Source organism: Paraburkholderia tuberum STM678 (assembly GCF_902833905.1).
Classification (GTDB): domain Bacteria; phylum Pseudomonadota; class Gammaproteobacteria; order Burkholderiales; family Burkholderiaceae; genus Paraburkholderia; species Paraburkholderia tuberum.
Map to the genome: position 1 here is coordinate 15,573 of NZ_CADFGP010000035.1, position 24,205 is coordinate 39,777.

The window sequence follows — 24,205 nt, forward strand, 5'->3', positions numbered from 1 at the left end:
CCCGAACACATACACGCTACCCATGATGCTTCCCTATCGACTCGAAGCCCGCACGTCGCCGTCGCGCACGATGCAGCTCGCCGTGCCGCTGATCGCCGCGTTGCTGACGCTCGCGATCGGCTTCCTGATCTTCGGCCTCGTCGGCCGCGACCCGTTGCAGGCGATGCACGGGTTTTTCATCGAGCCGCTGTCGAGCATCAACGGCTGGTCGGAGCTGCTGCTGAAGGCGTCGCCGCTGTGCCTGATCGGCCTCGGTCTCGCGATCGGCTATCGCGCGAACGTGTGGAACATCGGCGCCGAAGGGCAGATGCTGCTCGGCGGCATCGCGGCGAGCGGCGTCGCGATCTATTTCGATCAGGCGAGCGGCTGGTGGATCCTGCCGACCATGATGGCGGCCGGCATCCTCGGCGGCATGGCGTGGGCCGCGATTCCGGCGTTTCTGAAGAGCCGCTTCAATACCAACGAGATTCTCGTGAGCCTGATGCTCACGTACGTCGCGACGCAACTGCTGATCTATCTCGTGAGCGGCCCGTGGCGCGATCCGCAGGGCATGAACTTCCCGCTGTCGGAGATGTTCAGCGGCGACGCGCTGTTTCCGACGCTGTATGGCGACTGGCACTGGAAATTTCTGCGTGGCACGCGCCTGAACGCGTCCGTGTTCCTCACGCTGATCGCGATTCCGCTCGTCTGGCTGTTCATGCGCAAGAGCTTCGCGGGCTACCGGATGAACGTCGGCGGACTTGCGCCGCTCGCCGCGCGTTACGCCGGTTTCTCCGACAAGAAGACGATCTGGACGTCGCTGCTGATTAGCGGCGGCCTCGCGGGCCTCGCCGGTATGGGCGAAATTGCCGGTCCGATCGGCCAGTTGCAGGCGACGTGGTCGCCGGGCTACGGCTTCACCGCGATCATCGTCGTGTTCGTCGGCAGACTGCATCCGCTCGGCATCGTGCTCGCCAGTCTGCTGATGGCGTTGCTGTATCTCGGCGGCGAAGCGGTGCAGACCTCGATGCAATTGCCGCAGGCGCTCTCGGGCGTGTTCCAGGGGCTGCTGCTGTTCTGCCTGCTCGGCGCCGACCTGTTCGTGAACTACCGCGTGCGGCGCCGCTCGGCCGCAGCAGTGGCTCGTTAAGTTTGCCAATCAGCTCGCTAAATCCGCTTTCAGACTCGATATGGATATCCAGCAAGCCAGCGCGCTCACGTCGAGCGCGATCACCGCGTCGATCCCGCTGATGTTCGCGGGCGCCGGCGAACTCGTCGCCGAAAAATCGGGCGTACTCAATCTTGGCGTGGAAGGGATGATGCTGATGGGCGCCGTCAGCGGCTACGCGGTCACGTCGATCACCGGCAGCCCGTGGCTCGGCGTGCTCGCCGCGATCGGCGCCGGTCTCGCGATGTCGCTGCTGTTCGCGTTCCTCACGCTGACGATGCTCGCCAACCAGGTCGCGACCGGCCTGTCGCTGACGATCTTCGGCATCGGGCTGTCCGCGTACGTCGGCAAGCCGTACACGTCGGCGGCGGTGCGCGCGACGATCGATACGTGGACGATCCCCGGCCTGTCGAACATCCCGGTGCTCGGCCCCGCGCTGTTTACCCTCACGCCGCTCGATTACCTCGCGTTCCTGATGTTCGCCGCGATCGGCTGGTTCCTCTATCGCACGCGCGCGGGACTCGTGCTGCGCTCGGTCGGCGAATCGCCGCAGGTCGCGCATTCGGTCGGCTTTCCGGTGGTCGGCGTGCGCTATGGGGCGGTCGCGTTCGGCGGCGGCATGGCGGGGCTCGCGGGCGGCTACTATTCGATCGTCAATCTGCACCTGTGGCAGGAGAACCTGACCTCGGGCCGCGGCTGGATCGCGCTCGCACTCGTGGTGTTCGCGACGTGGCGCCCTGGGCGACTGCTGATCGGCTCGCTGCTGTTCGGCGCGGTGACGGGGCTGCAGTTCTATGCGCAGGCGATCGGTGTGCCGGTGCCGACGCAGTTCCTCGCGATGCTGCCGTACGTTGCGACGATCGTCGTGCTCGCGCTGATCTCGCGCAATCCGAACACGATTCGCCTGAATGCACCCGCGTCGCTCGGCAAGCCGTTTTTCTCGGCGGGCTGACGGCGACACAGGTCCTTTATCGATCCGCTCAAACTATTCGCTCATTACGACAGGGGAGAAAACATGAAGAGAAGAAATCTGCTGACCGCTTTCGCTTGGGGTGCGGCGTCGCTGGCGCTTGCGGCGCCGCTCGCGCAAACCGCGCAGGCCGCCGACGTGCCGGGCGTCGCGTTCGTCTATCTCGGCAATCCGGGCGATGCCGGCTGGACCTACGCGCACGACCAGGGCTCGCGGGAAGCCGAAGCGAAGTTCGGCAACAGGATCAAGATCACGCGCGTCGAGAACGTGCCCGAATCGGCCGACTCCGAGCGCGTGTTCCGCGATCTCGCGAACAAGGGCAACAAGATCATCTTCGGCACGAGCTTTGGCTACCAGGACTTCGAGCTGAAGGTCGCGAAGGACTTCCCGGACACCATCTTCCTGCACGCGACCGGCTACAAGAAGGCGCCGAACTTCGGCACCTACGACGTGCGCATGTACCAGGGCGCGTATCTGGCCGGCGTCGCCGCGGGCTACGTGACGAAGAGCAACACGCTCGGCTTCGTCGCGTCGGTGCCGATTCCGGAAGTGGTGCGCAACATCAACGCGTTCACGCTCGGCGCGCGCTCGGTGAATCCGAAGGTGCATACGAAGGTGATCTGGATCAACAGCTGGTTCGATCCGGGCAAGGAAAAGCAGGCCGCCGAAACGCTGATCGGCCAAGGCGCCGACGTGCTGCTGCAGAACACCGATTCGAGCGCGACGCTCGCGACCGCGTCGGAGAAGCACGTGCACGCGTTCGGCTGGGATTCGGACATGAAGAAGTTCGGTCCTGATGCGCATCTCGGCTCGGTGGTCGCGCACTGGGGCGTGTACTACAGCGCGGTGATCCAGCAGGTGCTCGACGGCAAGTGGACGAACGCTCCGGTGTGGTGGGGCATTCCGCAGAAGGCCGTCAACCTCGAGGACCTGAACACGTCGGCGATTCCGGCCGATGGGCAGAAGCAGGTTGCCGCGAAGCGCGACGAACTCGCGAGCGGCAAGCGCGACGTGTTCACGGGCCCGATCAAGGATCAGTCGGGCACGGTGAAGGTGCCTGCAGGCAAGACGCTGACCGATCCGGAACTGCAGCGCCTGAACTGGTACGTGGAGGGTGTCGACGGGTCGCTGCCGAAGTAAATCGGGCGGTCCGTTGTTGAAAAAAGCTGCGTCCAGCCCCGCCTGGACGCAGCTTTTCTGTTTGCGGCTTGCGCGTGGCAACGGGCAAGCGTGTCGTGCGGTCGCCGCTCACTCCTCGATGCGCAGGCCGACCTTCAACGTTACCTGCCAGTACGCGACCTTGCCGTTCTCGATCTGGCCGCGCGTTTCCGTGACCTCGAACCAGTGCAGATTGCGCAGCGTTTCCGACGCTTTGGCAATCGCGGTGGTGATCGCGTCGTCGATCGATTTCTTCGACGAACCGGTCAGTTCGATCTTCTTGTAAACGTGTTCTGACATGAGTTCCTCCTTGGTGTGCGCCGCTGGTCAGTAAAACGCTGCTCGGAAACGTGCATGGAAAAAGTATAGGCAACGGTTCGCGCAGTCCGACGGACAGATGCGCCCTCGCCAGCGCAATCGCCTGCGCGGCGGATCAGACGCCGCCGCTCGAACCATCGATACTGCACATCGCATGCCCGGTATCGCGCGACTTCAGCGCCTGGCGCGGTCGCTATCATCTGTACGCAACATAAGCGATTCAATCTGATAGCCGACGAGGTTCGAACGTGGAAACTGGTTTTTGCGGCCCCGGCCTGATGGGCGCGCCGATGATCCGGCACCTGCTGCGCCGCGCCGCATGCGCTGGATCGTCGATCATTCGAGCATTGCGCCGGCCGCGACGCGCGCGCTGGCGCGGCGGGTGGCGGATTTCGGCGAGGCGGGCGGGGGGCGGACGGCGCGGCGGGGGAGCGCCTACGAGGCGGGCACGCCGATGCCGGTCGCGTCGACGGTCCAGCAATTGTTGCGACTGGGTGCCGCGATGGGGCTCGCCGACGCGGATTTTTCGGCCTTCATCGACATTCTGCAGACGCCGCGCGGCGGCTCGAGCGGGTGACGCGGGCCGCGCCGGAACAACTGTCCGGTTGAAATCTCCAAACCTGCTAAAATATTAGGTTTTTCGCCGATATCACATTCAAAGGGACGCGCTGTGCTGTCTACTGCCAATATCACCATGCAATTCGGGCCGAAGCCCCTCTTCGAGAACATTTCGGTCAAATTTGGGGGAGGGAATCGCTATGGCCTGATCGGTGCGAACGGCTGCGGTAAATCCACCTTCATGAAGATTCTCGGCTCGGATCTCGAGCCCAGCTCGGGCAACGTGATGCTCGAGCCGAACGTGCGTCTGGGCAAGCTGCGCCAGGACCAGTTCGCGTACGAAGACGTGCGCGTGCTCGACGTCGTGATGATGGGCCACGCAGAAATGTGGGCCGCGATGACCGAGCGCGACGCGATCTACGCAAACCCCGACGCGACCGACGACGACTACATGCACGCGGCCGAGCTCGAAGCGAAGTTCGCCGAGTACGACGGCTACACGGCCGAAGCGCGCGCGGGCGAGCTGCTGCTCGGCATCGGCATCGCGATCGAAGACCACAACGGCCCGATGAGCAACGTGGCGCCCGGCTGGAAGCTGCGCGTGCTGCTCGCGCAGGCGCTGTTCTCGAAGCCGGACGTGCTGCTGCTGGATGAGCCGACCAACAACCTCGACATCAACTCGATCCGTTGGCTGGAAGATGTTCTCAACCAGTACAACTCGACGATGATCATCATCTCGCACGACCGGCACTTCCTGAACCAGGTCTGCACGCACATGGCCGACATGGACTACGGCACGCTGAAGGTCTATCCGGGCAACTACGACGACTACATGCTAGCCAGCACGCAGGCGCGCGAGCGTCAGCAGGCCGCCAACGCGAAGGCGAAGGAGCGCGTGGCCGATCTGCAGGACTTCGTGCGCCGCTTCTCGGCGAACAAGTCGAAGGCGCGCCAGGCCACCAGCCGTCTGAAGATGATCGACAAGATCAAGATCGAGGAATTCAAGCCGTCGTCGCGGCAGAACCCGTTCATCCGCTTCGAGTTCGAGAAGAAGCTGCACAACATCGCGGTGGTCGCCGACAGCATCTCCAAGAAATACGAGCGCTCGATCTTCAATAACTTCAGCATCAGCGTGCAGCCGGGCGAGCGCATCGCGATCATCGGCGAGAACGGCGCGGGCAAGACCACGCTGCTGCGCTCGCTGCTCGGCAATCTGCAACTCGACCACGGCACGGTGAAGTGGGCGGAAAACGCCAACGTCGGCTACATGCCGCAAGACACGTACGAAGAGTTTCCGGGCGACGTCACGCTGATGGACTGGATCGACCAGTACCGCAAGGAAGGCGACGACGAGCAGATGGTGCGCGGCACGCTCGGCCGGCTGCTGTTCAATGCGGACGACATCCGCAAGTCGGTCAAGGTGCTGTCGGGCGGCGAGAAGGGCCGCATGATCTGGGGCAAGCTGATGCTGGGCCGCCACAACGTGCTGCTGATGGACGAGCCGACCAACCACATGGATATGGAGTCGATCGAGTCGCTGCAGATCGCGCTCGACAAGTTCGACGGCACGCTGATTTTCGTCTCCCACGACCGCGAGTTCGTGAGCGGCCTCGCGAACCGGATCATCGAAGTGAAGACCAATGGCACGCTGAACGACTTCGGTGGCAACTATGAGGACTTCCTGACGAGTCAGGGCGTGCAATAAGCGCTTCGGTTCACGCTGATCGAATCGCGTCACAGCAAAAAGCCCGCTTCGTCGAAGCGGGCTTTTTTTATGGTCGCGTCAACGTGCGATGCGCGCAACGAACACCCTCACACCTTGTCGTTCTGAAACCGCATCGCCGTGCCTTCCCGTTCGATCCGAGTCCAGATCGCGCGCTTTTCCTCGTCGCTCAGAAACACCCAGTTCGACACTTCGGTGGCGGTGCGGCCGCAGCCTTTACAGACCTCGTCGAAGAGCGTGGAGCAGACGCCGATGCACGGGCTGTCGGGAAGATCGTGGAGATTCGAAGTCATCGGAAACCTTGAGGCGGGGAGGCGAAGTCCCGCTATGTTAACCGATGCGCGCCGCGCGCCTTGCATGCGCCGCTCAGCGTCGTGCGAACTTCATGTCAATTGCGCTGACCTTTGCGTCTGCGATCACGCCGAAGTCGCCAGTTGCCACATCAGCGCGCCATTGAGCGCAATGATGAAACGCCGCCGACAGCCATGACAGCACGAGCGGCACGCCGTGCACGCGCCAGCCGCGCATCAGCGCCGCAGCGGACGCGCAGCGGATCAGCGGCACGACCGCGAGCGGCAATTGCAAGCTCAGCACGACCTGGCTCGCGACCAGCAACTGATTCGAGCCATGCTGACCGAACACGCCTACCGCGAGCAGGGCCGGCCCGATCGCGAGCGCACGCGTGAGCAGCGCGCGTTTCCAGCGCGGTAACCGCAGCCGCCGCAGGAAGCCCTCCATCACCGTCTGACCGGCCAGCGTCCCGGTGACGGTCGCGCTGAGTCCACACGCGAGCAGCGCCGTCGCGAACAGGATGCCGGCCCAGCGGCTGCCGACGAGCGGCGCGATCAGCCGATGCGCATCGGCCAGATCGGTCACGTCGCGATGACCGCTGGCATAGAACACGGCCGCCGCGACGATCAGCAGCGCCGCGTTGATCACGAACGCGAACGCAAGCGAGCCGAAAGTATCGAGATTGACGACGTGCAGCGCGATCTTGATCTGCGCGTCGCTGCCAGGTCGCGCCCGCGATCAGCGCGCCGGCGCCGAGGAACGAGAACCAGTGCGCGGGACGCATCGGCTCGCCCGGCAGGCGCCGGCGCCGGTCGGGACGCATCGCGAAAGGATTGGTGTTGATCGTGCCAGAGCTTGTGGGAAACGCATCCTGTTGCACGTCACATGCCCATCGCACGCGCGCAGCGGCGGGCCGGCCATCGCGCGACGACGTCGCGCAATACGCATCAAAAGATCATGATAGGAGCATTCGAGCCGTCGTGGCGGCGCCGCGGCGCATGAAAGGCGCGCCGGACGCCGACGCGGCTCTGCACCGGCAAGCACCGTCCGGCACTCGCGCGCGCCAGAGCGGCGCACCGCCCAGGTGCGAGCCAACGCCGAGCTGACAACCAGATAACAGCGACGCGATGAAACCCTCGCAGCCTGTGCCCAGCGCGGATAAAGCGCGGCCGACGTCCGCGTATTTTTCGGTAGACACGGGCCGATAACCCGTTAAAATTTCGCCCATTTTGCAAGGGTGCGGCCAGAGCCTGTACCGTTTGCGCGACAGCTCCGGGTTTTTTTTTGTGTGGGCAATAATTGGTGGTAGTTTTCGGGGTTTTCAGGGGACCGTGCGGGCGACGGCGCGGCTTGAGTGACGAGAGGATCGGAGAACGGGATGAACAAGCGGATAGTGGGGCATATGGCGGCGCTGATCTTGTGCGCGGCGCCGTGGTTGACGGCCGCTGCGAAGGATACGCAGCTCAACGTGTATAACTGGTCCGACTACATCGCGAAGGACACGATACCGAACTTCACCAAACAGACCGGCATCCAGGTCAAGTACGACAACTACGACAGCGACGACACGCTGCAGGCGAAGCTGCTCGCCGGCAATTCGGGCTACGACATCGTCGTGCCGACCAGCAACTACGCGGGCAAGCAGATCGCCGCGGGCATCTTCGAGCCGCTCGACAAATCGAAGCTGCCGAACCTGAAGTACCTCGACCCGTCGCTGATGGCGCTCGTCGCCGGCGCCGATCCGGGCAACAAGTACGTGGTGCCCTGGGCGTACGGCACGACCGGCCTCGGCTACAACGTGACGAAGGTCCAGCAGATCCTCGGCAAGGACGCGCCGCTCGATAGCTGGGACATCCTGTTCAAGCCGGAATACATCTCGAAGCTCAAGGCCTGCGGCGTGTCGGTGCTCGACGCGCCGGACCAGATGTTCGCAGCCGCGCTGCACTACATAGGCAAAGACCCGATGAGCACGAACCCGGCCGACTACCGCGCCGCGCTCGCGATGCTGAAAAAGATCCGCCCGTACATCACCCAGTTCAACTCGTCGGGCTACATCAACGACCTCGTCGGCGGAGACATCTGCTTCGCGTACGGCTGGTCGGGCGACGTCGTGATCGCCAAGCATCGCGCGATCGAGGCGAAGAAGCCGTACAAGATCGAGTACTTCGTGCCGAAGGGCGGCGCGCCGGTGTGGTTCGACGTGATGGCGATTCCGAAGGATGCGAAGCACAAGGAAGCCGCGCTCGAGTGGATCAACTACATCGAGACGCCGCAGGTGAACGCCGCGATCACCAACGCCGTGTACTACCCGAGCGTCAATATGGCAGCGCGCAAGTACGTGGACAAGGACGTCGCGAACGATCCGGCCGTGTACCCGTCGCCGGAAACCATCAAGACGCTGTTCCTGTTGAAACCGCTGCCGCAGGAAATCCAGCGGCTGCAAACGCGGCTGTGGACCGAGTTCAAGTCCGGCCGCTAGGCGCGACAACAAACAGATAAGCAGCCTATGAAGCCCTCGGTGTTCACCGGGGGCTTTGTTCGTCAAACGCCGGAGTGAAGCAGCATTATGATGAGTATTGACCAGCCGGGCGCGCTGGCCGCGACGGCCGTGCCGTCGACGGGCTCGAACGCCGTGACGGGCGACGCAGCGGAGCAGTTCATCCAGATCGTCGATGTCGTGAAGAAGTTCGGCGAGACCGTCGCGGTCAAAGGGGTCAATCTGACGGTGAAGAAGGGCGAGCTGTTCGCGCTGCTCGGCAGCTCGGGCTGCGGCAAGTCGACGTTGCTGCGCATGATGGCCGGGCTCGAAACCGTGACGTCGGGCAAGATCCTGATCGATGGCGAAGATCTCGCGCAACTGCCGCCGTATCGCCGGCCGGTCAACATGATGTTCCAGTCGTACGCGCTCTTTCCGCACATGACGGTCGAGGCGAACGTGGCGTTCGGTCTGAAGCAGGAAGGCGTGCCGAAGGCCGAGCTGAAAGACCGCCTGCACAACGCGCTGGAACTCGTGCAGATGGGCCGCTTCGCGAAGCGCAAGCCGCATCAGCTGTCGGGCGGGCAGCAGCAGCGCGTTGCGCTCGCGCGCTCGCTCGTCAAGCGGCCGAAGCTGCTGCTGCTCGACGAGCCGATGTCGGCGCTCGACAAGCAGATCCGCCAGCGCACGCAGATCGAGCTCGTCAACATTCTCGACCAGGTCGGCGTCACCTGCATGATGGTCACGCACGATCAGGAGGAAGCGATGACGATGGCCAACCGCCTCGCCGTGATGAGCGAAGGCCAGATCGTGCAGCTCGGCACGCCGCACGAAGTCTACGAGTACCCGAACAGCCGTTTCTCGGCGGAATTCATCGGCTCGACCAATCTGTTCGAAGGCCGCACGGTCGAGGACGAGCCCGATCACGTGTTCATCGAAACGCCGGATCTGACCTGCCATTTGCACGTCAATCACGGCATCACCGGTCCGCTAGGCATGCCGGTGACGATCTCGGTGCGCCCCGAACGCATCGCCCTCACGCGTAAGCCGCCGGAGGGCGCCTACAACTGGGGCAGGGGCGTCGTCACGAATATCGCGTACATGGGCGGCTATTCGCTGTATCACGTGAAGCTCGACGGCGGCAAGACCGTGATCGCGAACGTGACGAGCCTGGCGCTCACCGAAATCGATCCGCCATCCTGGGGCGACGAAGTCTACGTGCGCTGGAGCGCATCGGCCGGCGTGGTGCTGACGTCATGAAAGAGGCGCTTTCGTCGTTTTTCGCGTGGTCCGTGCGGCGTCTGAAGTTCAGGGGACGCACCGCGGTGGTGGCGGGGCCGTTCATCTGGCTGCTGCTGTTCTTCCTCGTGCCGTTCCTGCTGGTCGTGAAGATCAGCTTCGCCGATTCGCAGCTCGGCATTCCGCCGTACACGCAGCTCGTCACCTTCGCGGAAGGCGCGCTGCACATCACGCTGGACCTGTCGCACTACGCGTTTCTGTTGACCGACAGCCTGTACTTCGCGACCTATGTGAATTCGGTCGTGGTCGCGGCGATTTCGACCGTGCTGTGTCTGCTGATCGGCTATCCGATGGCGTACTACATCGCGCGCTCCAATCCGGCCACCCGCAATCTGCTGATGATGGCCGTGATGCTGCCATTCTGGACCTCGTTCCTGATCCGCGTGTACGCATGGATCGGCATTCTGAAGAACAACGGGCTGCTGAATAACTTCCTGATGTCGGTCGGCCTGATCCATTCGCCGATCGAGCTGTATCACACGAACACGGCGGTCTATATCGGCATGGTCTATTCGTACCTGCCGTTTCTCGTGATGCCGCTGTACGCGCATCTCGTGAAAATGGACCTGACCTTGCTGGAAGCCGCCTACGACCTCGGCGCGAAGCCGTGGAAGGCGTTCTGGCAGATCACGCTGCCGCTGTCGAAGAACGGCATCATCGCCGGCTGTCTGCTGGTGTTCATTCCGGCGGTCGGCGAGTACGTGATTCCCGAGCTGCTCGGCGGCGCGAACACGCTGATGATCGGCCGCGTGATGTGGAATGAGTTCTTCGACAACGCCGACTGGCCGATGGCGTCCGCCGTCACATGCGCGATGGTGTTGCTGCTGCTGGTGCCGATGGCGCTGTTCCAGCATGCCCAGGCGAAGGCATTGGAGGAGGGCCGCCAATGAAGCCGAATCGCATGCTGCAGCTGATCGCTCTGGGCATCGGCTTTCTGTTTCTGTATATCCCGATCGTCAGCCTCGTCGTGTATTCGTTCAACGAATCGCAACTGGTGACGGTGTGGACGCGCTTCTCGACGCGCTGGTACGCGGCGCTGTTGCAGGACGGCGAGCTGATCACGTCGGCGTGGCTGTCGCTGCGTATCGGCCTGCTCACGGCATTCGCGTCGGTGATCATCGGCACGTGGGCCGGCTTCGTGCTCGCGCGCATGGGGCGCTTTCGCGGCTTCACGCTGTACACCGGCATGATCAACGCGCCGCTGGTGATCCCCGAAGTGATTCAGGGCATCTCGCTGTTGCTGCTGTTCATCGAAATGGCGCGCTGGATCGGCTGGCCGGCCGAACGCGGCATCTTCACGATCTGGATCGGTCACGTGATGCTGTGTATTTCGTACGTCGCGATCATCGTGCAATCGCGCGTGCGCGAACTGCATCCGTCGCTCGAGGAAGCCGCGCTCGACCTCGGCGCGACGCCGCTGCGCGTGTTCTTCTTCGTCACGCTGCCGCTGATTTCACAGGCGCTGGTGTCGGGCTGGCTGCTGTCGTTCACGCTGTCGATCGACGACCTCGTGCTGTCCGCCTTCCTGTCGGGTCCCGGCTCGACGACCTTGCCGCTCGTCGTGTTCTCGCGCGTGCGACTTGGTCTGAACCCGGAGATGAATGCGCTCGCGACGCTGTTCATCGCGGTCGTCACGGTCGGCGTCGTCGCGGCGAACTTCTTCATGCAGCGCGCGGAGCGCAGGCGGGCCGTGATGGCGGTTTGAGCTTGCGCGACGCGCGGGCATCGCGCGACGCGTGATCGAACTGGAAATCGCGGCCCTCACTTCTTCTGACGATAGCGATGATCGAGTCCCTTCTGCGTGTGCTGGACTGGCAGCCGCTCTATCGGCTGTGGGAACTGATCGTGATCATCGTGAAGTTTCTGTGGGAGCTGTTGCAGTTGCTGAGCGGTGGCGGGTAACGAATGCGCCGGCCCATGCCCGCGGCGCCGGATTGCCATTGTGCGGACTCAACGCGCGAAGCGGTAATCCTGCGGCCGCACGCGGCGCGTACGCTTGCGAAAGCTGAACGTGAAGCCGGGCCAGATCGCGGTGACTTTGCCGCTCTGCGTTTGATACCAGCTGTGGCAGCCGCTCGTCCACACCGCGTGCCGCATCTCCTGTTGCAAACGCGCGTTGAAATCGCGCTGCACGTCGGCGCGCAAGGTCATCGTGCGCGCATTCTGTTTGCGCAGCACGCGCAGGCAATCGCCGATATATCGCAGTTGCGACTCGATCATGTAGATCATCGAGTTATGGCCGAGCCCCGTGTTCGGGCCGACGATCATGAAGAAGTTCGGGAAGTTCGCGATGCTCGTGCCGAGATAGGCCTCGGGGCCATCGCGCAGCCATAGCGTGCTGAGGTCGGTGCCGTCGAGGCCGGTCACTTCGAACGGCGCGGGCACGTCGTTGACCTGGAAGCCGGTGCCGCAGATGATCGCGTCCGCGTGGTGGTGCACGCCGTCATCGGTCACGATGCCGTCCGCGACGATCTCGCGGATACCGCTCGTCACGACGTCGACGTTCGGCTGACAAACGGCCGGGTAATAGTCGCTCGACAGCAGCACGCGCTTGCAGCCGAGCCGGTAGTTCGGCGTGAGCTTCGCGCGCAGCGCCGGGTCCTTGACGCGTCGCTGCAGATAGCTGAGACCGAACTTCATCGGCATCTTCATCAGCTTCGGATTGACGACGAACGCGATCCCACGCGACTCGAGCTGCCAATAGATCGCGCTGCGAACGAAGCGCTGCGTGAACGGCAGCGTACGGAACAGCCATTGCGCGCGCAGGCCGATCGGCTTGTCGCGCTTCGGCATCACCCACGGCGCGGTGCGCTGGAACAGAGCCAGATGCGCGACATGCGGCTGGATTTTCGGCACGAACTGGATCGCGCTCGCGCCGGTGCCGATTACCGCGACGCGTTTGCCGTCGAGCGGATAGGCGTGATCCCAGCGCGCCGAATGGAACAGCTTGCCCTCGAAACGTTCGATGCCGGCGATGCGCGGCAGCGCGGGACGCGACAGCGGACCGTTCGCGGCGATCAGCACGTCGGCCTCGACGATTTCGCGCGCGCCGTTCGTGTCGAGCTCGACGAGCCAGATCTGCCGCGCTTCGTCGAAGCGCGCGGCGCTCACTTTCGCATTGCAACGCACGTAGCGATCGACGCCGTACTTGCGCGCGCAGTGCCGCAGATACGCGAGAATTTCGGCCTGGCTGCTGAACGAGCGCGACCACGCCGGATTCGCCTCGAACGAGAACGAATAGAGATGCGAGGGGACATCGCAGGCCGCGCCGGGGTAGGTATTGTCACGCCACGTGCCGCCGATGCCGCTCGCGGCCTCATAGACCGTAAACGACGTGATGCCCATTTGCTGCAGACGGATGGCCATGCCGATGCCGGCAAAGCCACTGCCGACGATCGCAATGCGCAGCGCGGTGGATGAAGCGGAAGGGGCAGGCGTCACGGCGGTCTCCGGCACGGGGCGAAAGCGGCGGGTGAAACGATAGCGGCTATGGCGCGCTGGACTCGCGCGGCGCGACGGGCAGGGGCGAAATCGCGCGTCTACAGCTGTCTACACACGGCTTAACGCGCAGGGTAGACAACTGTACACATCGCGTCAAGATCGTTTAGAGTGCAGCTATTAAACGCGCATACCGCGCGACGATTGAACGCACGATGACGACCGTCCCCGAAGCAGCGTCCGTCGCCGGCCCGGAGTTGCCGCCCGGCAAGCGCAAGCTGATCGAAGCCGCGCTGCGGTTGACCGCCGGCGGCCGCAGTTTCGCGAGCCTCGGCTTGCGCGAGCTCGCACGCGAGGCGGGGCTCAATCCGAACACGTTCTACCGCCATTTCAGCGCGCTCGACGAGCTTGCGCGCGAAGCCGTCGCCTCGGTGAGCCGACGGCTTCGGCCGATGCTGCGGCGCGAGCGCTGGCTCGCCGCGCACGACGAACCGCACAGCGTGCCGCGGCGCGCGTGCGTCGCGTTTTTCGCGTTCGCGCTCGCGAACCGCGAGGCGTTCCTGAGCGCGCTGGCCGAATACCACGGCACGTCGCCGGCTTTGCGCGAAGCGGTGCGGGCGAACCTGCACGAGGTGTCGGCGGAGATGGCGGACGAGGTCGTGCAGCTCGAATTGATGCCGCGACTCGCGCGCGAGACCGTCGACGAAGTCTGCACGCAGATCGTGCTGCAACTGTTTCATCTATCCGCTGAATACATCGATGCGAACGCCGCGCGCCGCGACGCATTGATCGATTACGCGGAACGTTTCATCGTGCGGCTGTTTGCGGGGGCGGTCGTGCTCGCGCAGCACGAGGCTAGCCAGGCGGCGTCGGCGCGGGCCTGACCTGAACGAAGGCGGCACACAAAACCGGCGGGCAAAAAACAGGCTCCGCGAAGGAGCCTGTCTTTTCATTCGACGCGGATCGATCGGGTTCGATCAGGTATCGGTCCAACCGCCGGAATCGTCGTTGCTGCCCATGTCGATGCCGCCGCCGCTGCCGTCATCGTTCCAGTCGTTCGAACCCTGACCGAAGTCGAGGCCGCCGCCGTTTCCGCCGTCGTTGCCGCGCCGGCGCAGTTCGTCGGGGTCGACGACCACGTCGCGCTCGACTACGCGGTCACGCCCATGACTGAGCGCCTCGCCAAGCAGCACGCCGGTCAGCAGGCCGCCCATGCCGCCACCCATGCCACCGCCTTGCTGCACGATGACCTGCGGCTGCTGCTGATAGGGCCCCTGTTGCGGATAAGGCGGTTGCGGGTTGCCGAAGCGCTCGGCTTCCTGCGCGTACGTCGATTGCTGAGCGCTGCCCACGGACGCGGCGGTCGGATCGGGCCGGCCGTCGGCGCGCGCGCGCAGGCTCGCGATGCGCTGCTCGAACTCGTCGAGTGCATAGGGCGGCAGCGGATTCTTGCCGTTCGACAGCGTTTCGACGGCGCCGCGCAACTGTTCTTCGGTCGCTTCGACGTCTTTCTCGAGCAACTCGTGACCCGGCGCGGTGGATAGCTTCACGTCGAGCTTGATCGAACGCACCGTGTTGAGCATGTCGGTGGCGCGCTTCAATTGCGCGCGGCGGTCCTCGTCGGCGCGCGTGTCTTCCTGGCTGCGCGCGCGGCGCAAGGTCCAGCGCAGCACGAGCGCGATCACCGCGATCAGAACAATGATACCGATCCACATACCCACCCCCGGACCATGCCGTTGTTGCGCTTGCGACATCATCGCCGACTGTTGCTGCACAGCAGGCGCATTCTGCTGCGCGAACGGATTCGCGGCGTGACGGGTGACGTTGCCGCCCGCGCGTTCCGCGTCGCGGCGCAGGCGCGCTTCGGTTTGCGCGAAGCGGCTCGGGTCGGTGAAGCGGACCTGCGGATCGAGCGTCTTTGCCTGTTGGAGCTGCGCGAGCGCCTCGGCGGAACGGCCTTCGCGATCGAGCACCTGGGCGTACAGATAGTGCGCGTGTGCGTTGTTCGGATGCGCTTGCAACACTTCGGTGAGGCCGGCGTCGGCCTGCTGCCAGTTGCCCTGCGACATCGCCGATTCGATTTGCTGGGCGGTCGGCACCGCGAACGCCGCGGCCGACACGAGCAGCAGCGAAGCGAAGGCGGTTGCGAAAAGTTTTTTCATTTGCGGACCGGGCGGGGCGCGCCCGTCTCCATCAGTCGATTGCGGTGGCTGCCTGTGGCGGCCGGTATGCCGGTGCGTTCAGAAGCGAGCGCGCCGGCATGTACTGCTACTGCTGTCATTGCTGCGTGTACTTGCTGCGAGGAAGTACACGCATCCAGCATTTACTGCGCCGGCGTATTGAGCTGCTTCTTCAGCGCTTCGAGCCGATCGTCGACGGACGGGCCGCGGTTCAGATCCGCGAGCTTGTCGTCGAGCGCCTTGCCGCTTTTTTCGTCGGCGGAGTTCAGACGTGCGTCGGAACGCGCGTTCGACAGCGCGACTTTATCTTCGAGCTTCTGGAAATCCTCGGACAGGTTCTTGCCGCCGATGCCGCCGAGTGCGGTGGCCGCGGTATCTTTCGCCTGCGCGATCTGCTGCTTGGCTTGCAGGATGTTCGAGCGCGCGTTCAGGTCGTTGCGGCGCGTGCGCATGTCCTCGATCTGGCTCTTCAGTTGCGCGACCGACGGCTCCAGCGAAGTCAGTTCTTTGGTCAGCGCATCGCGTTCGGCTTCGGCCGTGGCCTGCGCACTGAGCGCTTCACGCGCGAGCGCTTCGTCGCCGGACTGCAGCGCGCGGCGAGCACCGTCTTCATACTTCTTCGCCTTGTCCGCGGCAACATCGCGCTTGCTTTGCTGGGTGGCGACCTGCGCCTGAATCTCGATCAGCGAGTTTTCGGCCTTGCCGATGCTGTCGTCGAGTTCGCGCACGATCTGGCGCGAGTCGCGCGACGGATCCTGCACCGAATCGGCCGCATCGTTCAAAAGACCTTTGAGCGTGCGCGAAATGCTGTCAAAAAGCGACATGAAAACCTCCAGAGAATGTGAGCGGCGCCGACGATGCGTGCGCGCCTGACTGCCTTGAACTACTGCTACTTTACGCCGCCGTGCGCCATGCTGCGCAACGTTCGGACCGGAGTTCGGGGCGCACTTGCCGATTGCAATAGCGCGGTCCGTTTTGGTTGAGGCGCAATGCCGGTTGAGGATTGCCTCGATGATGGAAAGCCGCGATGGGCATGGACTTGACGGCGGATCATGGACTTGACGGCGGATATTACACCACCGGCTGTCTTAAAGATGGCTTAATCGATGCGGCTTCCCGAAGGCTCGAACGATGCGCGAAAAGTCGCTGTTTGCGGGTGTGGGCGGGCGTTACCGAGCGGCGTTTCACGCAGGTGTCACTGATGTAACGATATGCAACGGGGACTCGTTGCGTACGCTCGCCTGCTCGCTCGGATGCAGTGATTGCGGCTCGGTGCGCAGTAATTTTCCGTCACGCTTTGCGTCACGCGAAACGGCCGCCTTCGGCGCTCGGGTCGCTGTGCGGTTCGTCGTCGTCGGAGTCCTGGTCGTTGGGGCGGCGCTTGAGTGAGTTGCGCAGACGCGCCGACGTGCCGGGCAGCCGTTTCGACGCGGCGTTGTCGATTGCGTCCGCTTCGGCGTTTTCCGCGTTTTCGGCGGCTCGTGCTGCCGTCAGACGCGCGACGGCTTCGGCGGTGGCCGCGGCCTGTTCGTCCTGCTCGGCGGCGAGCGCGGCGGCGACGCCCGCGGGAAGCAGCGGGGCGGGGGCATCCACAGCGTCGGTCACGGGAGCGGGGCGACCGGCTTGCTGCCTCGAGGGCGAAGCCACGGCATCGGCCGCGCCGGCAGCCGCCGGAGCCGCCGCGTCTTTCTCATCCGCTTGCAGCGCTACCGGCAGCGCTGCGCGCGCATAGCGCGTACCGCGCGCGACGCGCTGCAGCGCCGCGTTCAGCGGATCGGGCGCGCGCGGCGCGCGCAGCCGGTCGACGATGCTCGCGGCCTTGACCTGTTCGCTGGTCGCGCCGAAACTCAGCACCGCGCGCCGCATCAGTTCACTCACGCTGATGCCCAGATCCTCGGCAGTCGCGGTGATCGCACGTTTCTGCGCGGCCGTGACGAATACGACGATGCGCTCACTGGGCTTGGACATGATCGACTCGCAGTCTTGTTAGCATGGGCGGATCGGCGCGTGCCTTCGGATACGGTGTCGGAACCCGTCATCGGAACTGCCGTTGGATCCCGCCGTTGGGGTCCCCGTCGCGCGCATCGAGGGACGCGCGCGGGGTTCATCATATGACGAGTTGCGCCGCCACGGAACAAGCGCGGTGCGAAAATCCCGTGACATCAACGAGTTGTAGTGTTTGCGGCCGGTTTGTCCACAGCCCTTTCAACAGAAAATGTTGATAACCCCGCATAAGCTGCGCGTCGCGCGCTGCGCGAAATTACAGACCCTTACTAGGAAAAGGCGGCGGCAAAGGGAATTCTTACAAAAAAACTGCCTTGGACCGCTGCCGATTTCTTTAAAATGCGCTGTTACGTTGCGCCGGACATGGTCCGAGGCGTGCCGTGCGGCCGGCCGGGGGCAAGGTCCGCAGGGCGGCGTACGTCCCGGCCAGGATGTCGAACACGACCCATGCGCGCGCCGCGAGCGCGTGCAGACAGGCGCGCAGTTGCGGGCCCATTATTCCAGTCATGCCAATCATCAAACGACCGCATTCCTCGAACTCTCCGGCCGGTGAAGACCGGGACTCCCACCAACGCACCCCTGGACGCAATGCCGCCTCGCGCGAGCCCGAGCGCGGCCGTCGTTCGATCGGCGCGTCGCTCGTGCTGTGGTTCTTCGGCCTGATCGCGACCGTCGTCGTGGTCGGGGCGCTGATCGTCGGCTATGCGCTCGTCGTGATGGGGCCGCAATTGCCGTCGCTCGACGCGCTGACCGACTATCGCCCGAAAGTGCCGCTGCGCGTCTACACCGCCGATCACGTGCTGATCGGCGAATTCGGCGAGGAGCGGCGCAGCCTCGTGCGCTTCCAGGACATCCCCGACCAGATGAAAAAAGCGGTGCTCGCGATCGAGGACTACCGCTTTTACGAACACGGCGGCGTCGACTTCGTCGGCATCCTGCGCGCCGGTTTCGCCGACCTTGCGCATGGCGGCGCGTCGCAGGGCGCGAGCACGATCACGATGCAGGTCGCGCGCAACTTCTTCCTCTCCAGCGAGAAGACGTACACGCGCAAGATCTACGAGATGCTGCTCGCGTACAAGATCGAGCGCGCGCTGACGAAAGACCAGATCCTCGAGCTGTACATGAACCAGATCTATCTGGGCGAGCGCGCGTACGGCTTCGCCGCGGCCGCGCGCGTGTACTTCGGCAAGGACCTGAAGGACCTCACGCTGGCCCAGGCCGCGATGCTCGCGGGCCTGCCGAAGGCGCCGTCCGCGTATAACCCGGTCGTCAATCCGAAGCGCGCGAAGATCCGTCAGGAGTACATCCTGCGACGCATGCTCGAGCTGAACTACATCACGCAGCAGCAGTACGACCAGGCCGTGAAGGAAGAGATTCACACGAAGAATCCGGGCAACGAGTACAGCGTGCACGCCGAGTACGTCGCCGAAATGGTGCGGCAGATGATGTACGCGCAGTACAAGGACGAAACCTATACGCGCGGCCTGAACGTGACCACCACGATCGATTCCGCCGATCAGGACGCCGCGTATCGCGCGGTGCGCAAGGGCGTGATGGACTACGAGCGGCGCCACGGCTATCGCGGACCGGAAGGCTTCGTGCAGTTGCCCGAGGCGGGCGACGACCGCGACCAGACGATCGACGACGCGCTGACCGATCACCCGGACAACGGCGAGATCATCGCCGGCGTGGTGACGGACGCGAGCCCGAAGCAGGTGGCCGCGCAACTGGTCGACGGCACCCAGGTGACGGTGTCGGGCGACGGCCTGCGCTTCGTCGCCGCGGCGCTGAGCCCGCGCGCGAACGCGACGCTGCGCATCAAGCCGGGTTCGATCGTGCGCCTCGTCGCCGACGACAAGGGCAACTGGCAGATCACGCAGCTGCCGCAGGTCGAGGGCGCGCTCGTGTCGCTGACGCCGCAGGACGGCGCGATCCGCGCGCTGATCGGCGGTTTCGACTTCAACAAGAACAAGTTCAACCATGTAACGCAAGCATGGCGGCAGCCGGGTTCGAGCTTCAAGCCGTTCATCTATTCGGCGGCGCTCGACAAGGGGCTCGCACCGGCGACGATCATCAACGACGCGCCGCTGTACTTCCCGCCGAGCACGCCGGGCGGCGACGCGTGGGAGCCGAAGGACGACGACCAGCCTGATGGTCCGATGTCGATGCGCCTCGCGCTGCAGAAGTCGAAGAACCTCGTGTCGATCCGCATCCTGTCGTTCATCGGCACCAAATACGCGCAGGACTTCGTTACGCAGCGCTTTGGCTTCGACGCCGACAAGACCCCGCCGTACCTGCCGATGGCGCTGGGCGCGGGCCTCGTCACGCCGCTGCAGTCGGCGGGCGCGTACTCGGTGTTCGCGAACGGCGGCTACCGGATCAATCCGTATCTGATCAACGAAGTGACTGACGCGCGTGGCGTGGCGATCTCGCGCGCGCAGCCGCTCGTCGCTGGGCACGACGCGCCGCGCACGCTCGAGCCGCGTAACGCATACATCATGAACAGCCTGTTGCACTCGGTCGCGACCGCGGGTACGGGCGCGGGCACCAACGTGTTGAAGCGCTCGGACCTGCAGGGCAAGACCGGTACGACCAACGACGCGAAGGACGGCTGGTTCGCCGGCTATCAGCAGTCGCTGGTGGCGGTCGCGTGGATGGGCTACGACCAGCCGAAGAGTCTCGGCAGCCGCGAATTCGGCGCGCAGCTCGCGCTGCCGATCTGGGTCGAGTACATGCAGCGCGCGCTGCGCGGTGTGCCCCAGGCCGAGCCGCAGCAACCCGACGGTGTGACGGTGATGAACGGCGAGCTGTTCTTTACCGACAAGTTGCCGGGGCAAGGCTTCGTCGCGAGCATCGGTCTCGATTCGGGCAATCCGATGGCCGGCGCGACCGATGCGGTGGGCGGGGTCGGCCCGGCGGGCATGACGCCGCCGGTGGTGCCGCCGCCGAGCGTGTCGACGACCGAGAAGAAGCAGATTATGGATCTGTTCGAGTCGAACAAGCCTTGATGTCTCGGATGGCGGGTGCGCGGTGGGCCACGGATTCTTAAGCGATACGGGCACTGGCCCACTCTCGCCGCATACCGTCATGTCAGCGGCGAAACACCTCGACGCGAGGCACATCGTCGGAAAAAGCGGACTGAAGTGCCCACTCCTCGTAGCGTTTCGCGCCGGCAAGATGCTCTGATAACTTCATGGTCAGATCATGCCAGGCTGAATCGCCTTCCGGCACGGTCATGGTACGGCCATCGTCTAGCCGGACGAGCAATACGATCGAATTTCCAATCCATTGTTCTGACCGCGTAGCGACGATTTCGCAAATATCTTCCCAGGCAATCTGTTGCTCGCCTTGCTGATTTGTCACGACGAGACCCTTATCGCTCAGGGATAGAGCGAAGGAGAATCTGCGTGACGGCAGGCGTCCTAGCAGCCAGGAGTTGATCCGGCTCATTATCATGTCGTAGCTCTATTTCCATTTGATTGGGGCGAGGCGCCAGATATTCTCTGCGGCCTCCTTGCCGACATGGTGGCCGAGCCAGCTCGCCATCATTCCACCGGCAATACCCCCCAGCACAATTGCCCCGCCTTCCGCCAACTCTCCTACGACCGGAATCATCAACGATGGCGCGGCCCATGTGCCAGCCCATGCCGCGCCAGCCGCCGCACCTGCCCACATGCCTCCCGTGCCCGCTGCCAATCCACCGATGGCTCCTGCAAATTCCTCAGTCGCTACTCGCGCTTTGTCCTTCTGCGGCGCTTTCTCGATGACTACGCCGACGGCAACAATCTCAATCACGATGCCGGCGGACCCAGCCATCCGGCCTACAAATGCGATACGGTTAACGACAGACCGCGTTTTGCCGACGCTCAGCAGAACCGCTTCTATATTGCCTTTTTTTCGAAGCAGGGTGTCCAGGGTTGGCAAATTTTTGGATGGTTTGAGCGCCTCAGAGTAAAAGCGCCCGAATGGACTTAGACGCCTGCGCATTTCAATCACCAAACCGTTGCGTTGCACTTCGACCAATTGTCTGGCTTCCTCGTGAGTGATATTCCCACGCTGAAGGAGTCGCTTGGCCTGTTGCTGAATTACGGAATTCGTCTTGTCATAGATGTGTCTTGCATATCCGTCCCAAGCCATATTCGCGGCGACGGGAAACTGAATGTTAACTACATCTGAAACTTTAGCGGTATAGCTGTATCGTGTTCTACTTTGATCTGCCATTATCTAACTCGCATTGAGAAAATCGAAAATCTTGCATAGTCTATATGGCGAATCATCCTAAAATTGCGGCGATAGCTACCGTGACCTAAGCGCACTGTGCGCGGCAACCGTGACTCAAAGCAGTGCGCGGGTAGCCCAAAACTGGACGGAAAGGAAACGCACGAAAAAAGTATGAGCAAGTGTTAAATAACGGGATGCAGATCCAACGCAAATCATCGTCATGACCTCGGATATTGATGATATCTCCAATCGAGAGCCCTTTTTCGCGATTCTGATACAGTTCTATTCACCACAGACTCACGATGGGCGTCCGATCGATCTTTGAAATAGACAACGGTTTGAAATGAACGAAAGTGAAACCTTTGAGCGTCGCCGTTTAGTGGCAGTGGCACAGGCAATGTTGGACGGCAATCTATTCGTTCTTGAAGGGGCGGCGCAGCTACTCGCTCTTAAGAATCAGTTAGACGGGATTGCCGATCGCGATCCGGACTTTGATGTCTTCGTCGTCATTCGATCAGAGACCGATCATTTGCCTCTCGAAGCGCAACGGTCGCAGTGGCTATCTGAGGCGCTTGCTCGTCTTGAGCCCGAGTTCAAAAGCTCGCAAGAGTGGGCAAGCTCTTTCGCGCCTCAAGCATGCATCGATCTGATAGCACGATTCAGTGATCGATAAACACCGTTGAGGCGCTGCAGAGCACGTGTACTGTGGCTTGCTTCTGATTCGTTTCGCACCGTACAAACAAATCGTATTAGGTTCAATGCGTTAGCCCGTTGTTCAGACAGTTTTCAACAGGTTCATCAACACGAACTGGGGATAAGTGCGCCGCGTTCCGTACGGAATCCGAGACTTAGTTGGATGTCACCGTGTTCGTCGTCCCAACCGATGCAGGCGCAGAAGCCGAAGTCGCCGCAGCCGATGATGCGCCTGCCTGATCAACCGGCGGATTCCCCATCGCCTGAAACAGCGCGGCCGTATCCGTCAGCCGCGCGCTCATATAGCGGATCTCATCGAGCTGCGCGTTGCGCCATTGCTGCTCGCTCGAACGCGTCGCGGCGACGGGCAGCGCGCCGAGCCGATAGCGCGCCGAGGTCTCGTTGAACACACCCTGTGCCGAACGCGCGGCAACGTTCGCGGCGTCGAGCGACTGCGCGTCGTGCTCGAGTGAGGCGAGCGTGTCGGCGACGTTCTGAAACGCGGCCAGCACAGTCTGTTTGTACTGCGACACGCTCGCTTCATACGTGTGCTGCGCCGCGCGGCGCTGCGCGAGCAGCGCGCCGCCGTGAAACAGCGGTTGCGACAGCGACGCGCCGATGCTCCAGATGGCCCCCGCACCGGACATCGCGACCGGCCAGCTAAACCCGCCTTGTCCCATCGATGCCGACAGCGACAGACTCGGGAACATCTGCGCGGTGGCGACGCCCACATCGGTCGCAGCGGCCTTCAGCGCGGCGTCGGCGGCCTCGATGTCAGGCCGCGTGCGCAGCAGCTCCGACGGCACCACCACCGGCACCTGCTTCGGCACATGCAACTGCGCGAGATCGATGTCGTCGGGCGCGGCATCGGGTGTGCGGCCAAGCAGCACCGCGAGCGCGTGACGCGTAGTGAGCCACTGTTGCTTCAGCGCCGGCAGACTCGCCGACACGCTCGCCGCGCTCTGCTGCGCGTTCAGCAGATCGGCATGCGATACCGCACCGAGCGCGAAGCGCCGCTCGGTATCGCGCGCCTGATCGTTGGCGAGGACCACGAGCCGCTCGGTCGTATCGACCTGAGCATGCAGCGCGGCGCTCGTGATCGTCGCGGTCACGATGTTCGCGGCGAGCGCGCGCCGCGCCGCCTCGAGCTGGTAGACCTGCACGTTCACGCGCGCGGCGAGCGCCGCGTTCGCGAGCCGCGCGGCGCCGAACAGATCGAACGTGTAGTGCGCCTGCAACTGGCCGACGAACACGTTGTACAGAAACGTGTTCGGTCCGATCTCGGGGATCGCGAGCGCGCGATTGCGGGTGGCCTGGCCGCCGGCGTCGATGGTCGGCAGCAGCGAGCTGCCGACCTGCGCGCGCAATTGCTCGCGCGCGGCCGCGAGACTGCGGTCGGTCGCGTCGAGCGTCGGACTATTGCGCAGGCCTTCGTCGACGAGCGCGTTCAGCGCATCCGAGCGGTACAGCTTCCACCATTCGGGCACCGGCTGCGCGCCGGTCACGAACTGCTGCGAGACGCCCTGCGCAGTCACGGTTTGCGTCGGTAGCGGCTCGGCACCGTAGTGCGCGGGCTGCGGCATCGCGGGCGCATCGCCGTTCGGTCCGAACGAGCAAGCGCCGAGCATGCAGGTGATGCCGGCGATGCTGGTGGCAAGCGTGGTACGGGCCAGCGCGTCGAAGCGCGCGCGGCGGTGGCGGGATAGGGCGGGAATAGTCATGCTCGTGC

At 63.7% G+C, this 24,205-nt stretch carries 20 protein-coding genes and 2 pseudogenes; 12 read left to right on the plus strand and 10 right to left on the minus strand.

Annotation, left to right across the window (positions count from 1 at the left end; translation table 11 throughout):
* Positions 1 to 22 precede the first annotated feature (22 nt).
* The 3 genes from HWY30_RS26545 to HWY30_RS26555 all read left to right on the plus strand — a co-directional run bounded on the left by HWY30_RS26545 (position 23) and on the right by HWY30_RS26555 (position 3,257).
* Positions 23 to 1,129 carry an ABC transporter permease gene (locus HWY30_RS26545; RefSeq protein ID WP_090805345.1) on the plus strand — a complete coding sequence of 369 codons (1,107 nt, stop codon included), beginning with the start codon at positions 23 to 25 and terminating at the stop codon, positions 1,127 to 1,129.
* 40 nt (positions 1,130 to 1,169) lie between these two features.
* Complete coding sequence (locus tag HWY30_RS26550; protein WP_090800507.1) at positions 1,170 to 2,099, plus strand: ABC transporter permease; 930 nt, start codon at positions 1,170 to 1,172, stop codon at positions 2,097 to 2,099.
* A 63-nt stretch (positions 2,100 to 2,162) separates the two neighbouring features.
* Positions 2,163 to 3,257, plus strand: a complete 1,095-nt coding sequence (locus HWY30_RS26555; protein WP_090800506.1) for a BMP family ABC transporter substrate-binding protein — start codon at positions 2,163 to 2,165, stop codon at positions 3,255 to 3,257.
* Positions 3,258 to 3,365: 108 nt separating this feature from the next.
* On the opposite strand, the gene HWY30_RS26560 is transcribed toward HWY30_RS26555, so the two are convergent.
* Complete coding sequence (locus tag HWY30_RS26560) at positions 3,366 to 3,575, minus strand: dodecin (protein WP_090800504.1); 210 nt, start codon at positions 3,573 to 3,575, stop codon at positions 3,366 to 3,368.
* Between the two features lie 448 nt (positions 3,576 to 4,023).
* Between HWY30_RS26560 and HWY30_RS41855 the strand changes: the two are divergent.
* A pseudogene (locus tag HWY30_RS41855) lies at positions 4,024 to 4,170 on the plus strand (NAD(P)-dependent oxidoreductase); the annotation flags it as partial.
* A gap of 93 nt (positions 4,171 to 4,263) precedes the next feature.
* The gene (locus tag HWY30_RS26570) at positions 4,264 to 5,856 is read left to right on the plus strand and encodes an ABC-F family ATPase (protein ID WP_090800503.1); all 1,593 of its coding nucleotides are present in this window, start codon (positions 4,264 to 4,266) and stop codon (positions 5,854 to 5,856) included.
* A 107-nt stretch (positions 5,857 to 5,963) separates the two neighbouring features.
* Here the strand turns inward: HWY30_RS26570 and HWY30_RS26575 are convergent, their stop codons facing one another.
* Together HWY30_RS26575 and HWY30_RS26580 are read right to left on the minus strand one after the other, a co-directional pair.
* The gene (locus tag HWY30_RS26575) at positions 5,964 to 6,167 is read right to left on the minus strand and encodes a DUF1289 domain-containing protein (RefSeq protein WP_090800501.1); all 204 of its coding nucleotides are present in this window, start codon (positions 6,165 to 6,167) and stop codon (positions 5,964 to 5,966) included.
* A 123-nt stretch (positions 6,168 to 6,290) separates the two neighbouring features.
* A pseudogene (locus HWY30_RS26580) lies at positions 6,291 to 6,897 on the minus strand (divalent metal cation transporter); the annotation flags it as partial.
* Between the two features lie 646 nt (positions 6,898 to 7,543).
* Here HWY30_RS26580 and HWY30_RS26585 point away from each other — a divergent pair.
* The 4 genes from HWY30_RS26585 (at position 7,544) to HWY30_RS26600 (ending at position 11,645) form a co-directional block, all read left to right on the plus strand.
* Positions 7,544 to 8,644, plus strand: coding sequence for a polyamine ABC transporter substrate-binding protein (locus HWY30_RS26585; RefSeq protein ID WP_176078949.1), 1,101 nt, complete (start codon positions 7,544 to 7,546; stop codon positions 8,642 to 8,644).
* Between the two features lie 90 nt (positions 8,645 to 8,734).
* A complete protein-coding gene (locus HWY30_RS26590) occupies positions 8,735 to 9,901 on the plus strand; it encodes an ABC transporter ATP-binding protein (protein WP_176078950.1) in 1,167 nt (388 codons plus the stop codon).
* Positions 9,898 to 10,830, plus strand: coding sequence for an ABC transporter permease subunit (locus HWY30_RS26595; RefSeq protein ID WP_090805342.1), 933 nt, complete (start codon positions 9,898 to 9,900; stop codon positions 10,828 to 10,830). Before HWY30_RS26590 ends, HWY30_RS26595 begins: the two co-directional genes overlap by 4 nt.
* Complete coding sequence (locus HWY30_RS26600; protein WP_090805341.1) at positions 10,827 to 11,645, plus strand: ABC transporter permease subunit; 819 nt, start codon at positions 10,827 to 10,829, stop codon at positions 11,643 to 11,645. The genes HWY30_RS26595 and HWY30_RS26600 overlap by 4 nt, the downstream gene beginning before the upstream one ends.
* Positions 11,646 to 11,890: 245 nt before the next feature.
* Here HWY30_RS26600 and HWY30_RS26605 read toward each other — a convergent pair whose 3' ends face one another.
* Positions 11,891 to 13,381 (minus strand): flavin-containing monooxygenase, encoded by a 1,491-nt coding sequence (locus HWY30_RS26605; protein ID WP_090805835.1) that lies wholly within the window; start codon positions 13,379 to 13,381, stop codon positions 11,891 to 11,893.
* A gap of 212 nt (positions 13,382 to 13,593) precedes the next feature.
* Here HWY30_RS26605 and HWY30_RS26610 point away from each other — a divergent pair, with 212 nt between their 5' ends.
* Complete coding sequence (locus tag HWY30_RS26610; protein ID WP_090805339.1) at positions 13,594 to 14,262, plus strand: TetR family transcriptional regulator; 669 nt, start codon at positions 13,594 to 13,596, stop codon at positions 14,260 to 14,262.
* Between the two features lie 93 nt (positions 14,263 to 14,355).
* Here the strand turns inward: HWY30_RS26610 and HWY30_RS26615 are convergent, their stop codons facing one another.
* The 3 genes from HWY30_RS26615 to HWY30_RS26625 form a co-directional block, all read right to left on the minus strand.
* Positions 14,356 to 15,540 carry a tetratricopeptide repeat protein gene (locus HWY30_RS26615; RefSeq protein WP_090805337.1) on the minus strand — a complete coding sequence of 395 codons (1,185 nt, stop codon included), beginning with the start codon at positions 15,538 to 15,540 and terminating at the stop codon, positions 14,356 to 14,358.
* Positions 15,541 to 15,701: 161 nt separating this feature from the next.
* The gene (locus HWY30_RS26620) at positions 15,702 to 16,382 is read right to left on the minus strand and encodes a PspA/IM30 family protein (RefSeq protein WP_090805336.1); all 681 of its coding nucleotides are present in this window, start codon (positions 16,380 to 16,382) and stop codon (positions 15,702 to 15,704) included.
* Between the two features lie 478 nt (positions 16,383 to 16,860).
* Complete coding sequence (locus HWY30_RS26625) at positions 16,861 to 17,526, minus strand: hypothetical protein (RefSeq protein ID WP_090805334.1); 666 nt, start codon at positions 17,524 to 17,526, stop codon at positions 16,861 to 16,863.
* 542 nt (positions 17,527 to 18,068) lie between these two features.
* Between HWY30_RS26625 and HWY30_RS26630 the strand changes: the two genes are divergently transcribed.
* Positions 18,069 to 20,570: a penicillin-binding protein 1A gene (locus HWY30_RS26630; protein WP_090805333.1), complete on the plus strand. Its 2,502-nt coding sequence runs from the start codon at positions 18,069 to 18,071 to the stop codon at positions 20,568 to 20,570.
* A gap of 82 nt (positions 20,571 to 20,652) precedes the next feature.
* Here the strand turns inward: HWY30_RS26630 and HWY30_RS26635 are convergent, their stop codons facing one another.
* Positions 20,653 to 21,012 (minus strand): hypothetical protein, encoded by a 360-nt coding sequence (locus HWY30_RS26635; protein WP_143037174.1) that lies wholly within the window; start codon positions 21,010 to 21,012, stop codon positions 20,653 to 20,655.
* A 15-nt stretch (positions 21,013 to 21,027) separates the two neighbouring features.
* Positions 21,028 to 21,783, minus strand: a complete 756-nt coding sequence (locus HWY30_RS26640) for a hypothetical protein (RefSeq protein ID WP_090805330.1) — start codon at positions 21,781 to 21,783, stop codon at positions 21,028 to 21,030.
* A 343-nt stretch (positions 21,784 to 22,126) separates the two neighbouring features.
* Between HWY30_RS26640 and HWY30_RS26645 the strand changes: the two genes are divergently transcribed.
* A complete protein-coding gene (locus tag HWY30_RS26645) occupies positions 22,127 to 22,456 on the plus strand; it encodes a DUF2489 domain-containing protein (RefSeq protein ID WP_090805328.1) in 330 nt (109 codons plus the stop codon).
* Positions 22,457 to 22,631: 175 nt separating this feature from the next.
* Here the strand turns inward: HWY30_RS26645 and HWY30_RS26650 are convergent, their stop codons facing one another.
* Positions 22,632 to 24,197: an efflux transporter outer membrane subunit gene (locus tag HWY30_RS26650; RefSeq protein WP_090805834.1), complete on the minus strand. Its 1,566-nt coding sequence runs from the start codon at positions 24,195 to 24,197 to the stop codon at positions 22,632 to 22,634.
* Positions 24,198 to 24,205 lie beyond the last annotated feature (8 nt).